The organism is Pseudarthrobacter sp. 1C304 (assembly GCF_052245515.1).
In the GTDB taxonomy this organism is placed as follows: Bacteria; Actinomycetota; Actinomycetes; order Actinomycetales; family Micrococcaceae; genus Arthrobacter.
This window is the reverse complement of record NZ_JBQQCH010000001.1, coordinates 70,469-83,867: the sequence shown is the minus strand read 5'-3', so window position 1 is coordinate 83,867 and position 13,399 is coordinate 70,469. Positions and strand designations below refer to the sequence as shown.

The 13,399-nt window shown below is 68.7% G+C and carries 11 protein-coding genes; 8 read left to right on the top strand and 3 right to left on the bottom strand.

What is annotated here, in order from left to right; translation table 11 throughout:
• Positions 1 to 41: 41 nt before the first annotated feature.
• Entirely contained in the window at positions 42 to 1,727 is a 1,686-nt protein-coding gene (ptsP, locus tag ACTWQD_RS00410) for a phosphoenolpyruvate--protein phosphotransferase (protein WP_443194238.1), read from the bottom strand.
• 201 nt (positions 1,728 to 1,928) lie between these two features.
• On the opposite strand from ptsP, the gene ACTWQD_RS00405 reads away from it, so the two are divergent.
• Genes ACTWQD_RS00405 through ACTWQD_RS00395 form a run of 3 tightly spaced genes read left to right on the top strand, consistent with a single transcriptional unit; the run spans position 1,929 to position 5,856 of the window.
• A complete protein-coding gene (locus tag ACTWQD_RS00405) occupies positions 1,929 to 2,657 on the top strand; it encodes a TetR/AcrR family transcriptional regulator (RefSeq protein ID WP_443194237.1) in 729 nt (242 codons plus the stop codon).
• A gap of 59 nt (positions 2,658 to 2,716) precedes the next feature.
• A complete protein-coding gene (locus ACTWQD_RS00400; protein ID WP_443194236.1) occupies positions 2,717 to 4,708 on the top strand; it encodes a PTS mannitol transporter subunit IICBA in 1,992 nt (663 codons plus the stop codon).
• Complete coding sequence (locus ACTWQD_RS00395) at positions 4,708 to 5,856, top strand: mannitol-1-phosphate 5-dehydrogenase (protein WP_443194235.1); 1,149 nt, start codon at positions 4,708 to 4,710, stop codon at positions 5,854 to 5,856. Before ACTWQD_RS00400 ends, ACTWQD_RS00395 begins: the two co-directional genes overlap by 1 nt.
• 102 nt (positions 5,857 to 5,958) lie before the next feature.
• Here the strand turns inward: ACTWQD_RS00395 and ACTWQD_RS00390 are convergent, their stop codons facing one another.
• Both ACTWQD_RS00390 and rraA read right to left on the bottom strand, forming a co-directional pair.
• Positions 5,959 to 7,398 carry a sugar porter family MFS transporter gene (locus ACTWQD_RS00390; protein WP_443194234.1) on the bottom strand — a complete coding sequence of 480 codons (1,440 nt, stop codon included), beginning with the start codon at positions 7,396 to 7,398 and terminating at the stop codon, positions 5,959 to 5,961.
• Between the two features lie 171 nt (positions 7,399 to 7,569).
• Positions 7,570 to 8,046 (bottom strand): ribonuclease E activity regulator RraA, encoded by a 477-nt coding sequence (rraA, locus tag ACTWQD_RS00385; RefSeq protein ID WP_443194233.1) that lies wholly within the window; start codon positions 8,044 to 8,046, stop codon positions 7,570 to 7,572.
• Between the two features lie 110 nt (positions 8,047 to 8,156).
• On the opposite strand from rraA, the gene ACTWQD_RS00380 reads away from it, so the two are divergent.
• The 5 genes from ACTWQD_RS00380 to ACTWQD_RS00360 all read left to right on the top strand — a co-directional run bounded on the left by ACTWQD_RS00380 (position 8,157) and on the right by ACTWQD_RS00360 (position 13,346).
• Entirely contained in the window at positions 8,157 to 9,473 is a 1,317-nt protein-coding gene (locus ACTWQD_RS00380) for an MFS transporter (protein ID WP_443194232.1), read from the top strand.
• 189 nt (positions 9,474 to 9,662) lie between these two features.
• On the top strand, positions 9,663 to 10,238 hold the full coding sequence (locus tag ACTWQD_RS00375; RefSeq protein WP_443194231.1) for a TetR/AcrR family transcriptional regulator: 576 nt from the start codon (positions 9,663 to 9,665) through the stop codon (positions 10,236 to 10,238).
• Positions 10,239 to 10,538: 300 nt separating this feature from the next.
• Positions 10,539 to 11,750 (top strand): NAD(P)-dependent malic enzyme, encoded by a 1,212-nt coding sequence (locus tag ACTWQD_RS00370; protein WP_443194230.1) that lies wholly within the window; start codon positions 10,539 to 10,541, stop codon positions 11,748 to 11,750.
• 79 nt (positions 11,751 to 11,829) lie between these two features.
• Positions 11,830 to 12,330, top strand: a complete 501-nt coding sequence (locus ACTWQD_RS00365) for a DUF456 domain-containing protein (protein ID WP_443194229.1) — start codon at positions 11,830 to 11,832, stop codon at positions 12,328 to 12,330.
• Between the two features lie 38 nt (positions 12,331 to 12,368).
• Positions 12,369 to 13,346 carry a hypothetical protein gene (locus ACTWQD_RS00360; RefSeq protein ID WP_443194228.1) on the top strand — a complete coding sequence of 326 codons (978 nt, stop codon included), beginning with the start codon at positions 12,369 to 12,371 and terminating at the stop codon, positions 13,344 to 13,346.
• Positions 13,347 to 13,399: the final 53 nt, after the last annotated feature.

Genomic DNA, 13,399 nt, shown 5'->3' with positions numbered 1-13,399 from the left:
CTGCACATCGCCGCTGCAAACTGGCGCTGCCTGCTGCGGCCCTACAGCCCCAGCTCCTCAAGGACCGGCAGTTTGGCCCGCACCCAGGCGCGGGCTTCCGTGGCGCTCGGTGCGGAGAGGGCCAGCTTGGCCAGCTCCTGCGCCTCGGCCAGGGTGACCGTCTTCAGCACTGCCGCCACGGCCGCGAGCGACCGGGCCGTCATGGACAGGGTGGTCACGCCGAGCCCGGTCAGCACGACGGCGAGTGCGGGGTCAGCGGCCGCCTCGCCGCAGACGCCCACCGGCTTGTGGTGGCCTTCTGCCGCGGACCCCTCCACGGTCAGGCCCACCAGGCGGAGGACGGCCGGCTGCCACGGGGTGTTAAGGGCAGCGAGCGGGCCGAGCTGGCGGTCGGCGGCCATGGCGTACTGCGTGAGGTCATTGGTTCCCAGGCTCGCGAAGGCCACCTCCCGGAGGATGGACTCGGCAGTGAGCGCCGCGGACGGCACTTCCACCATGACGCCGGGCGTCTTGATCCCGGCCTCGGTGCAGAGGTCGGCGAAACGGGCGGCCTCCTCCGCGGTGGAGATCATGGGCGCCATCACCCAGACATCCGCAGAGGATTCCTGCTCGGCCAGGGCGATGGCCTGCAGCTGGCGCTCCAGCACCCCCGGCGTCGTGAAATCGGTGCGGTACCCGCGGACGCCCAGGGCCGGGTTCGGTTCCGTGGCATCGGTGAGGAACGGCAGGGGCTTGTCCGCGCCCGCATCGAGCGTCCGGAGCACCACCTTCTTGCCCGGGAAGGCGTCGAAGACACCCTTGTAGGCGGCGGCCTGCTCTTCCACCGTGGGTTCGGTGTCGCGCTCCAGGAAGCAGAATTCGGTCCGGAAGAGCCCCACGCCCTGCGCGTTCAGCTTCGCGGCGGCCGCGGCGTCCTTGGCCCCGCCCACATTGGCGAGCAGCGGCACCAGGTGGCCGTCCGCCGTCGCGCCGGTGCCGTCAAAGTCGGCCAGCAGGGATGCCGTGGCGGCCCAGTGCTCGGCGGCGGCGCGCTGGGAGTCATCCGGGTCCACCGTAATCAGGCCGGCCGCGCCGTCAACGTAGACTTCGGTGCCGTCCGGCAGATGGTCCACGCCGGTGGCTGCCACGACGGCGGGGAGGCCCAGCGAGCGGGCGATGATGGCCGTGTGGGACTGGGGTCCGCCGCCGGCCGTGAGCAGCGCCAGCACCTTCTCCGGGTCCAGGGTGGCAGTGTCCGCCGGGGCCAGATCCTCGGCGATCAGGATGAACGGTTCGGGGGAGGACGGGATGCCCGGGGCCGGGACGCCCCGCAGTTCGGCCACGATCCGGGCCCGGACGTCCAGGACGTCGGTGGCGCGCTCCGCCATGTAGCCGCCCAGGTTGTGCAGCATTTCCGAGACCGAGGCGCCCGCTTCCCAGATGGCCCGCTGGCCGGAGGTGCCGCGGCCGATCAGCTTGGCGGCCGACTTCAGCAGCATGGTGTCCGTGGCCATCAGCGCCGTGGCTTCCAGGACCGCCTTGCCGTCGCCGGTGACCGTCCCGGCCCGGGCCTTCAGCTCGTCATGGACCGCCTTCGCCGCGGCCTTCAGTGCCGCCGTTGCCTCCTCGGCCGTCACGCCGGCCGGCAGCTGTTCACCTGCGGGCGGCTCGCTGACGGGTTTGGGCATCTGGCGGATGGTTCCGATGATGCGGCCGGGGCTGACGCCTACTCCTGGGAAGTTCTGCACTGAAGGTCCTCATTCTCTGCCGTGGGCCGCTAGGCCAGTAAGTCAGGGAGCGCCGGCGGCCGTCCGGGCCGCGTGGGAGGATCCCCCGGACCGTCCGGCGGGCCTGCCGACGGCTACGTCGGCGGGCCCCATCCGGCACCTCTAAAAAATTGTATGTGATGCACTTCATATAGCGTTGCTATAGGTGCTAGGGTAGCGGTTATGAGTTTCGATGGCCAGCTCCCGCCTAAGACGCGGCTGCTCCGTGCAGCCGCCGAGCTGCTGGCCAATTCCGCCGGAAGCGCCGTTTCCACCCGCCAGATCACGCAGCTGGCCGGCGTCACCGCACCCACCCTCTACCACCACTTTGGTGACAAAGAAGGCTTGTTTGACGCGGTGGTGGCGGCGGGCTTTGAAGATTATGTGGCGGGCGAACGCGACTTCGCGCCGTCGGGACAGCCGCTGGAGGATATCCGGCGGATGTGGGACAACCATGTGCTGTTCGGGCTCAACCAGCCGGAACTGTACCTGGTCATGTTTGGCAACATTCGCCCGGAAAGCCGCCCGGCCGTCGTCGCCGACGCCGAGGGCCTCCTGGAGGAAATGCTGAACAAGGCCGCCGTCGCCGGCCAACTCAACGTCCCTCCCCGGGAAGCTGCCAGAAGCATTCTGGCCGCCAACGTGGGTGTGACGCTGATGCTGATCGCGGAGAAGGCGCCCGAGCGCAACCTCGAGCTCTCCACCATGACCCGGGACGCCATGATCTTTGCGGTGTCCTCCGAGCAGGCCAAGAACAGCAGCCCCGAAGCCGCCGGGAAATCCTCGGTGGTTGTCGCGGCGATCGCCCTGAATGCCGCCTTGCAGGCCTCGCACTCGGATCAGCTCTCCAGCTCCGAACTCAAGCTCTTTCTCGAATGGCTCCACCGGATCTCTACCAGCTCCACCAGCTAGCTTTCGCGAAATCAACGGACCATCCTGCGGTGCAGCAGGAACAACGGTTAGGAAATCACATGGCAACAGAGACAGTTGCGAAACCCCGCACCAGCATGCGGGTGCATGTCCAGAAATTCGGGACGTTCCTGTCCGGAATGATCATGCCCAACATCGGCGCGTTTATCGCCTGGGGCATCATCACGGCGCTCTTCATCCCGGCCGGCTTCCTGCCGAATGAGGAGCTCGCCAAGCTCGTCGGACCCATGATCACCTACCTGCTGCCGCTGCTGATCGGCTACACCGGCGGCCGGATGGTCTACGGCGTGCGCGGCGGCGTTGTAGGCGCAGTGGCCACCACGGGCGTCATCGTCGGCACAGACATCCCCATGTTTATCGGCGCCATGATCCTCGGCCCCCTCACGGCCTGGCTCATGATGAAGCTGGACAAGATCTGGGAAGGCCGGGTCAAGCCGGGCTTCGAAATGCTTATCGACAACTTCTCGGCCGGCATCCTGGCCGCCATCATGGCGGTCGTCGGCATGCTGGTGGTCGGCCCGGTGGTGAAGGCATTCAGCAACGGCGCCAGCGCCGTCGTCGAATTCCTGGTTCTCAACGGGCTGCTGCCGTTCACCAGCATCTTCATCGAACCCGCCAAGGTCCTGTTCCTGAACAACGCCGTCAACCACGGCATCCTCACCCCGCTGGGCACGCAGCAGGCCCTTGAAGAAGGCAAGTCCCTCCTGTTCCTGCTCGAGGCCAACCCCGGCCCCGGCTTCGGCATCCTGCTGGCCTACTCCATCTTCGGCACGGGGCTGGCCAGGGCGTCCGCCCCGGGCGCAGCGGTCATCCAGTTCGTCGGCGGCATCCACGAGATCTACTTCCCGTACGTGCTGATGAAGCCCATCATGATCCTCGCCGCTATCGGCGGCGGCATGACCGGCATCTTCACCCTGGTGGTCACCGGCGCCGGACTCCGCTCCCCGGCAGCCCCGGGCAGCATCCTCGCCGTCTACGCAGCGACCGCACGCGACAGCTACGTCGGTGTGACGCTCTCCGTGCTGTTCGCCACGATCGTGTCCTTCCTGATCGCCTCGGTGATCCTGAAGGCCAGCAAGGCCACCGCGGAGGACGACCTGGACGAGGCCACCCACCGGATGGAAGCACTGAAGGGCAAAAAGAGCTCGATTTCCTCCGCCCTGACGGGCGCGGGCATGAACGCCGGAGGCGTTGCCGTCCTCGCCGGACCGGTCAAGAACATCGTCTTTGCGTGCGACGCCGGCATGGGATCCAGCGCGATGGGCGCCTCGGTGCTGCGGAACAAGATCAAGGCCGCCGGCTTCCCGGACGTCAAGGTCACCAATTCCGCGATCGCCAACCTCACGGACACGTACGACGTCGTCATCACCCACCAGGACCTGACGGAACGGGCGAAACCCGTCACCGCCAGCGCCGTCCACGTGTCGGTGGACAACTTCATGAACAGCCCGCGCTACGACGAGATTGTGGAGCTCGTCCAGGCCAGCAACACGGACGGGGGAACCGCCGCCGCCCCGGCCCCGGCTGCCGCCGTCGCCTCTGCCGCCGGCACCCCTGCGGCGGACGCCCCCGCGCCGGAAGCTGCCGGAGAGGCCGGTCCTGCCGGCATCCTGGTGGCCGAAAGCGTGGTTCTCAACGGCACCGCGACCTCGCGGGATGCCGCCATCGACGAGGCCGGCCGGCTCCTTATGGACCGCGGCGCCGTCGACGCCGGGTACCTGGACGCCATGCACGAACGCGAGGAGTCCGTGTCCACCTACATGGGCAGCTTCCTCGCCATCCCGCACGGCACCAACGCCGCGAAGGACCACATCATGAAGTCCGCAGTCTCGGTGGTCCGCTACCCGGACGGCATCGACTGGAACGGCAAGGAAGTGAAGTTCGTGGTGGGCGTCGCCGGCATCAACAACGAACACCTGCAGATCCTGTCCTCGATCGCCAAGGTCTTCACCAACAAGGCGCAGGTGGCACAGCTTGAGGCGGCCACCTCGGTGGACGAAGTGCTGGCCCTGTTCGGAAAGGTCAACTCCTAGTGAAGGCTGTTCATTTCGGAGCCGGAAACATCGGCCGCGGATTCGTGGGCCTGCTGCTTCACGAGGCCGGATATGAGGTGGTGTTCGCCGACGTCGCGGACGCCCTCATCACCCAGCTGGCAGCGGCGGACTCGTACCGCGTCCACGAGGTGGGGGACAACCCCGCCGTCCGTACCGTGGAGAACTTCCGCGCGCTGAACTCCGGCACCCAGGAGGCGGACGTCGTCGCGGAGATCGCGACGGCGGACATCGTCACCACCGCCGTGGGGCCGCACATCCTCAAGTTCGTGGCGCCGGTGATCGCCAGGGGGATCGCGGCCCGCGCGGCGGGGCTGCCGCCGCTGCAGGTGATGGCCTGCGAGAACGCCATCAACGCGACCGACATCCTCAAATCCGAGGTGGCTGCCCAGTGGGATCCGGCCGCCGGGTCCCTGGATTCCGCCGCGGTGTTCGCCAACACGGCAGTGGACCGCATTGTGCCCAATCAGGAGGCCGGGCAGGGGCTGGACGTCACGGTGGAGACCTTCTACGAGTGGGTGATCGACCGGACCCCGTTCGCGGGCAAGGAGCCGGTGATCCCGGGTGCCACGTTCGTGGACGACCTGGCACCGTACATCGAGCGGAAACTGTTCACCGTGAACACCGGGCATGCCGCGGCGGCCTATTTTGGCTTCGATGCCGGCCTGGACAAGATCTCCGCGGCCATGGCCGACCAGGATGTCGCCGCGGACGTGCGCGCTGTCCTGGACGAAACCAAGGAGCTCCTGGTGGCCAAGCACGGCTTCAACCGTGACGAGCAGGAGGCCTACGTCCAGAAGATCCTGGGCCGCTTCTCCAACCCGCACCTGCCGGACACCGTGCACCGGGTGGGCCGGGCGCCGCTGCGCAAGCTCAGCCGGCACGAACGGTTCATCGGCCCGGCCGCGGAGCTGGCCGAACGCGGGATCGTCCCGGAGGCCCTGCTCGGCGCGATCGCGGCGGCCCTGAGTTTCAACGACCCGGCCGACGAGGAAGCGGTGGAGCTTGGCAAGATCCTGGCCTCCTTGAGCCCTGCCGACGCGACAGCGAAAATCACGGGCCTGGCCCCGGACCATCCGCTGTTCCCGGCCGTCGCCGCCCTGGTGGAGGAGGCGAAGGCCGCCGTTTAGTGCGCGACGAGGTGACAGATAATGCCCATGTTTCCAGGAAACATGGGCATTATCTGTCACCTTCGACGAGGCGGGGGTTGGGCGCTAAGGCCGGGCAGCGGGTCAGGCCTTCGCGGAGCCCTTCGGCACAAACAGGGTCTCGGCCTGTTCCAGCGACATCCCGTTGGTCTCCGGCACCTTGAACTTCACGAAGAAGAACGACGCCGCCGCGAAGGCAGCGTACATGGCGTAAGTCAGCGGCAGGGAGGCGGCGGCCATGACCGGGAAGCTCAAGGTGATGGCGAAGTTGGCGATCCACTGGGCGGCGGCGGCGAGGCCCAGGGCGCGGGCGCGGATCCGGGACGGGAAGATCTCGCCCAGCAGCACCCAGACCAGCGGGCCCCAGGAGGCGCCGAAGCTGATCACGAAGACGTTGGCGGCAACCAGGGCCACCGGCCCCCAGGCTCCGGGGAGCGAGATAGCGTCGCCCGTGCCGGTGGCGGACCCGAAGGCCAGGGCCATGGTGCCGAGCGACAGGGCCATGCCGGTGGACCCGGCCAGCATGATGGGCCGCCGGCCGATCCGGTCCACGAGGGCGATCGCAAGGAGCGTGACGAGGATGTTCGTGACCGCGGTCGCCACGGAGATGGTCAGGGAGTCCTTCTCTTCGAACCCGACAGCCTTCCACAGCGTGGTGGAGTAGTAGAAGATCACGTTGATCCCGACGAACTGCTGCAGCACGGACAGGATGATGCCGATCCACACGACGGGCTGCAGGCCGAAGGCCTTGCCGCGCAGGGAACCCTTCTGGCCGGCGAGCTTGTCCTCCTCGATGGCCGTCTTGATCTCGCGCAGGTGGCGGTCGGTGTCCTCATCCGGGGCGATGGACTGGAAGACCTTGAGGGCTTCCTCGTCCTTGCCCTGGAAGACCAGGAACCGCGGTGACTCGGGCAGGGTGTAGGCAATCCAGCCGTAGACCACCGCAGGCACCGCGCCCGCAAGGAACATCCAGCGCCAGGCTTCAATGCCGAACCACAGGTCCTGGTCGGCGCCGCCGGCGAAGTTCGCGAACAGGGCGTCCGAGAGCAGGGCGGCGAAGATGCCGGTGGTGATGGCGAGCTGCTGGAGCGACGCGAGGCGGCCTCGCACGTGGCGCGGGGAGATCTCCGAGATGTAGGCCGGGGCGATCACGGAGGCCAGGCCGATGCCCAGGCCGCCGACGAGGCGCCAGAAGATGAGGTCCCAGACGCTGAAGGCGAAGCCGGTGCCGAGCGCGCTGACCAGGAACAGCAGCGCGCCGATCTTCATCGCCGGGATGCGGCCGTACCTGTCCGCCACCTTGCCGGCCAGGTAAGCGCCCGCCGCGCAGCCGAGGAGGGCCACAGCCACGGCGAAGCCCGTCACGGCCTCGCTGAGCGCAAACTCGCCCTTGATGGCATCGACGGCGCCGTTGACCACCGAGGAGTCGAAACCGAAGAGGAAGCCGCCCACGGCGCCCGCCACGGCCAGCCAAATCACCCGCTGGGGGATCTTGGTTACGGGCTGGTCTTGGGTGGTTGTCATGTGGCTCCCTCGGCATTTCGCGGTCCGCGGCCTGCGCCGCAGCTACCAAGTCTTACACCAGAGCCGGAGCGACCCCTGTCACACGCCGCAAAAAGTGAGAGGAAACATACCGCCGCCCGGAGCGGGAACGCCGGAACCGCAGTCGGGTTACAGTCGGGGTTACAGCCGGGCTTACCGCTCGACCAGGATCCCGTCCGGGTCGCACCAGATCATCGCCCCGGGCCGGATGGCGACGCCATCGATCTCCAGATCCGCGCCGCTCTCGCCGGCGCCCTCCTTGGCACTCTTGCGCGGGTTGCTGCCCAGCGCCTTCACTCCGAGCGGCAGCCCGGCAATGGCGGTGCGGTCGCGGATGGCGCCATTAATGACGACGCCGGCCCAGCCGTTCGCGACGGCGCTCGCCGCGATGAGGTCCCCCATGAGGGCGGTGCGCAGCGAGCCGCCGCCGTCGACGACGAGGACCGCCCCGTCGCCGGGCGTCGCCAGGGTGGCTTTGACCAGGGCGTTGTCCTCGAAGCACCGGATGGTCCGCACCGGGCCGCTGAAGTGCGTATGGCCGCCGAGCGACTGGAACTGCAGGGCCACGGAGTCGAGCTCCTCGCCCCGTTCGTCGTAGAGATCGGCGGTGTTCACGGCGGATGCGGCCATTAGTTCTCCTGTGCGCTGGTAATAGAAGGGCGGATCGTCACCCCCACGATAGTCTGGCCCCACACTGACTTTCAGCCTGCGCTGTCCGTTTCCGGGGGGAACCGAATTCCATGAGCCTGTCCGATACGCCCGGAGCAGCTCCGGACCCTGCCCGGCAGAGCCCCGGCGCCCCAGGCCCGACGGCGGTGGCGCTCGCCGAACCCGACCGGGCTGTCCGCCCGGTCTGGATATCCGGCGTCGTCCTGGTCAACGTCGGGATCAATGCGGCGTTCTTCGGCCCGCTCCAGGTGCTCCTCGGCCAGCAGGCGGCGGCTTTCAGCGAAAGCGACAAGGAGGCCATCCTTGCCCTGGTGACCGGGGCCGGGGCTGCCGTGTCCCTCGTGGCCAACCCCCTGTTCGGCGCCTTCAGTGACCGCACCACCTCGCGGCTGGGACGCCGTGTCCCCTGGGTCCTGTTCGGGGCCATCCTCGGCGCAGCGGCCCTGATCGCCCTCGCGGGGGCGCCCGGGGTCGCCGTCATGACGCTGCTGTGGTGCCTGGTGCAGGCCGGCTGCAACGGGGCGTACGCCGCCATCACCGCGGCCATCCCGGACCGTGTGCCGGTGGCCCAGCGCGGCACGGTGGGGGGCCTGGCAGCCATGGGGCAGACCGTGGGGATCCTCGCCGGCGCCGTGATCGCCGCGGCCGTGGCCGGGAACTTCGCGGCCGGCTACCTGGTCTGTGCCGTGGCGCTGCTGGCGGGCGTCGGGCTGTACTTCTTTAAGAACGACGACGTCCCGCTCCCCGCCGGGGCGCGCCCGCCGTTCAGCCTGGCCGGCTTCATCCGGGGCTTCTGGATCTCCCCGGCGCTGTATCCGGACTTCGCCTGGGCCTGGCTGACCCGGCTCCTGGTCAACATCGGCAACCACATGGTGACCCTTTACCTGCTCTTCTTCCTCAAGGACGCGGTCCGCCTTGAGGAGACCCAGGGCATCGCACCGGAGTTCGGCGTCCTGGTCCTCACCGGGCTTTACGCGGTGATGGTGATCATCACCAGTGTGATCGGCGGCCGGCTGAGCGACCGGATGGGACGGCGCAAACCCCTGGTGATCATTTCTTCGGTCATCATTGCGGTGGCCTCGCTGATCCTGGCCTTCGCGCCTAACTGGACCGGTGCCCTGCTGGGGGCGTCGGTGCTGGGAATCGGTTTCGGCTGCTACCTGGCGGTGGACTTTGCCCTCATCACCCAGGTGCTCCCGACGGCGCTGAGCCGCGGCCGGGACCTGGGGGTCATCAACATCGCCAACTCCCTGCCCCAGGTGCTGGCGCCGCTCATCGCCCTCCCGTTTGTGACCCTGTGGGGCGGCTACGTGTCGCTGTACACCGCGGCGGCGGTGATCGGCCTGCTGGGGGCCCTCTTCGTGGTCAAAATCAAGGGCGTCGACTAACCGGGGACGCTCGTTCGGCCCGCGCAGCCCCCGGTGTCCGGGTGCCGCCGGACCCCGGAAACGGACCTGTGACGTGGCGTATAGTGGACGGGAATTGCCGCGGCAGGGCTGTGGGGAGCATGTCCGCCTGCCGAGAAAACCGACCCCGGAACGCCACTGATGCCTGAATTTCACTCAGAACTTCCACCCATGGCCCCGCCGCCCACCCTGCCCCGGCAGCGGCTCCGCTACACCCGGATCCTCGACGTGGCGGCCGGATTCGCCCGGAAGGGCCTGGACTCCGTGGTCCTGTCTGAAGTTGCTGCCAAGGCCGATGTTCCGCTGGGCACCCTGTACCGCTACTTTCCCTCCGCCACCCAGCTGATGCTGGCCCTCTACCGCAAGCAGCTCACGGAACTTCACACAGCCGGCTCAGCGGCCCCGCCCGCTGGGAAAGCCGGGGTGGGCGTCCCGGCGCACTCTCTGGCCGGCGTCGTGATGGAAATCTTCCACATGCGCCTCATGCAGCCTGCGGTCGAGCAGTGCCTAAACAAGGCCGTCTACGCCAAGGGCACCGACACCACGAAGCTGCTCCGCGAGATCGATGCCGCGGCGGAGAAGGCCGTCACCGCCGCCAGCGGCGACGCCGCCGTCTCCCGGGTGCTGCTGCTGACCGTCACCGGACTGGTCCAGTCTGTCCGCTGCCGCCGGCTCTCCCTGTTCGAGGCCGAGGAAGACCTCAAAAAAGCCTGCGTGCTGCTGACATGCAGCGGCCGCGCCGCGTAACTGGCCTAGACCACAGACGGATTTTATTGGGCAGTAATTGGCTGTTTTTGGCGATCCGGCCCACCAAATAGCCTGAATAAACGTTTCACCAGCGCTTCGACTGTGTCGCGGCGGACCTGAGGCCCGCCTCCCGCTGTTTACTATTGCAACACCGGAGCGGCCCCGCCGCCTGCACTACCGGAGCGCCACCGCAGACCCACCACCACGGGCCTGCCGGCGTTCCCCCAGACCATCTTGAGCATCCCTGTGCTTGAGCTTCCATGAGCCGTACGCCCACGGTGAGCCCCAGGAGACAACGACGTGTCCATTGAAACGATGACCCCTACCGACGCCACTTCCGCCGCCGAGCCCGTAGAGGTGATCGGCGACGAGGAAATTTTCGCCTCCCACGAGGGCGGCAAGCTCTCCATCTCCGGCACCGTCCCGCTCGCCACCAAGCGGGACCTCTCCATCGCCTACACGCCGGGCGTTGCCCAGGTCAGCCGCGCCATCGCCGCCGACCCGGAGCTCGCCAAGACCCTCACCTGGGCCCAGCGCCTCGTTGTGGTGGTCAGCGACGGCACCGCAGTGCTGGGCCTCGGCAACATCGGAGCCAGCGCCTCACTGCCCGTCATGGAGGGCAAATCTGCCCTGTTCAAGGCCTTCGGCGAGCTCGACTCCATCCCGCTGGTCCTCAACACCACCAACGTGGACGAGATCGTGGAAACCCTGGTCCGGCTGCGCCCCAGCTTCGGCGCCGTCAACCTCGAGGACGTCTCGGCGCCGCGCTGCTTCGAACTCGAGGACAAGCTCATCGAGGCGCTGGACTGCCCCGTGATGCACGATGACCAGCACGGCACCGCCGTCGTGGTCCTCGCCGCCCTGACCGGCGCGGCCAAGGTGACCGGGCGCGGGCTGGAGACACTGCGCGTGGTGGTCTCGGGCGCCGGCGCGGCCGGAATCGCCGTCGCCCAGATGCTGCTCACCGCCGGGATCACCGACGTCGTGCTGCTGGACTCCCGCGGTGTCCTCAACCGCGAGCGTGCGGACATCGCCGCCGACCCCGCCAGCAAGAAGGCCGAGCTGGCCGCGAGCGGCAACCCCCGGGGCGTCTCCGGCGGCCCCGCCGAGGCCCTGCAGGATGCCGACGTGTTCATTGGCGTCTCGTCGTCCAAGCTGGCCGAGGAGCACCTCAAGCTCATGAGCCCGGACGCGATCGTGTTCGCCCTGTCCAACCCGGATCCCGAAGTCCTGCCGGAGGTGGCACAGCGGTATGCGGCCGTCGTCGCCACGGGCCGCAGCGACTTCCCGAACCAGATCAACAACGTCCTTGCCTTCCCGGGGATCTTCCGCGGAGCCCTCGACGCCGGCGCCCGCCGGATCACGCCGGCAATGAAGCTGGCCGCGGCCCGCGCCATCGCCGACCTGGCCGCCGAGGACCTGTCCGCCGACTACATCGTCCCCAGCCCGCTGGACCCGCGGGTGGCATCGGCGGTATCCGCCGCCGTCGCCGCGGCGGTTGAAGCCGAGTAGCCGCTCCTGTTCACACGACGGCGGCGGCGCACCCTTGGGGGGATGCGGCGCCGCCGTCGATGTTCCATAGACTGGGGCGATGAATCCCGAGACTGTTGTGACGGTCCTGTGCGGCCTCGCCATCCTGGTCGGCGTGGCCGGCACCGTCATCCCCGTGCTTCCCGGCAGCATCCTGATCGGGTTGAGCCTGCTGGCGTGGGCCATCTGGGGAGGCGCCGCGACCACCGGCTGGGTGGTGTTCGGAATCGGCATGGTGTTCGTGGCCGCCGGGATGGCCGCCAGCGCGGTGCTGACCGGCCGGAAGCTCAAGCAGCACAGCATCCCCGGCCGTTCGGTGGTGGTGGGCCTGGTGTTCGGCGTCGTGGGGATGTTCATCATTCCGGTGGTGGGCCTGTTCGTGGGGTTCGCCGCCGGCCTGCTGCTGAGCGAACTCCACCGCACCCGGGTTTTGGGCACCGCAGTGACATCCAGCTGGGCCGCGCTGAAGGCCACGGGCCTGGGCATGATCGTCGAGTTCGGGCTCGCCTGCCTGGCCGGGAGCACCTGGGTGATCGGCGTCTGGGTCGCGGCCGCGTCCTAGTCTGCCCCCGGTCCGCCTGCGCCTATTAGCATGGAAGCATGAGCTTCGCACCGGGAGAACCCGCTCCCCGCCCGGCCCTGTACCGCGACCACCGCGACCTCACGCCGTTCCGCCGCCCGGTCATCCGGACGCCCGCCCGCGGCCTGGCCGACGGCGTCGGCGGGATGGTGACCGGTGTCCTGGCGGGCCGGACCCGCGGGACCTTGCCGGTGGAGGGCGGGGCGCCCCGGCTCGGCCGGGCGCCGGGCAAGGCGGCGAAGGTGGTCCACGCCGCCATTTTCGGCAGCTCCGACCCGGACCGGCTGATCGCCGTGGCACATGCCCACCCCGGGTGGGCCGGGCTCTGCTACCTCATGGCCGGGCTGCTGAGCTATGACCAGGGCGGCCACCTGCGCGCCTCCGAACTCCTCCAGCGCGGCCTGCTGACCAAGAACGACGACGACGCGAACCGGTACGCGTACACCTACCTGTCCCGCGTGGTCACCAGGGTGGCTGTGGCCGAGCGGGTGGAGGTTCCGGTGCTGTTCAGCGAGGAGGCGGTGTTCCTGGCGCTCTCGCACGCGCTCCGTGAAACCGGCCAGAGCGAGGCGGCCCTCGCGGCGCTCAACGGCCTGCCGCCGTCGCTGCCCATGGCGCTGGCCCGCTGCTCACTGGCCGCCTCGCTGGGGCGGGATGTGGAGGTGGTGGCGGACACTGAAGGGTTGCTCAACGGGGACGACCTCTCCGCCGCGCTGCTCCTGGTCCGGGCACGCTCGCTGCGGAGGATGGGTGCCAATGCGGCCGCCCGGGCCGCCCTGCAGGAGGTCCTGCGCCGGCGGAAGACGGACTTCACCCTCCGCAGTGACGCGCTGACGGACCGGGCGCTCCTGCTGCTGGACAACGGGCGGAAGGCCCTGAACCGGCGCGAATGGCAGCACCCCCAGCCCTCCGAACTGCAGACGGTCAGAACCTTACGGAAGGACGCGGAACTGCACGAGCTCTGGGACCGCGAATACGGCAGGGCCGACGACGAGTGAACCTTGGGCGAACTCGCCCCGTTCCGGGCCCATCACACTTGCGGGCGCGCGGA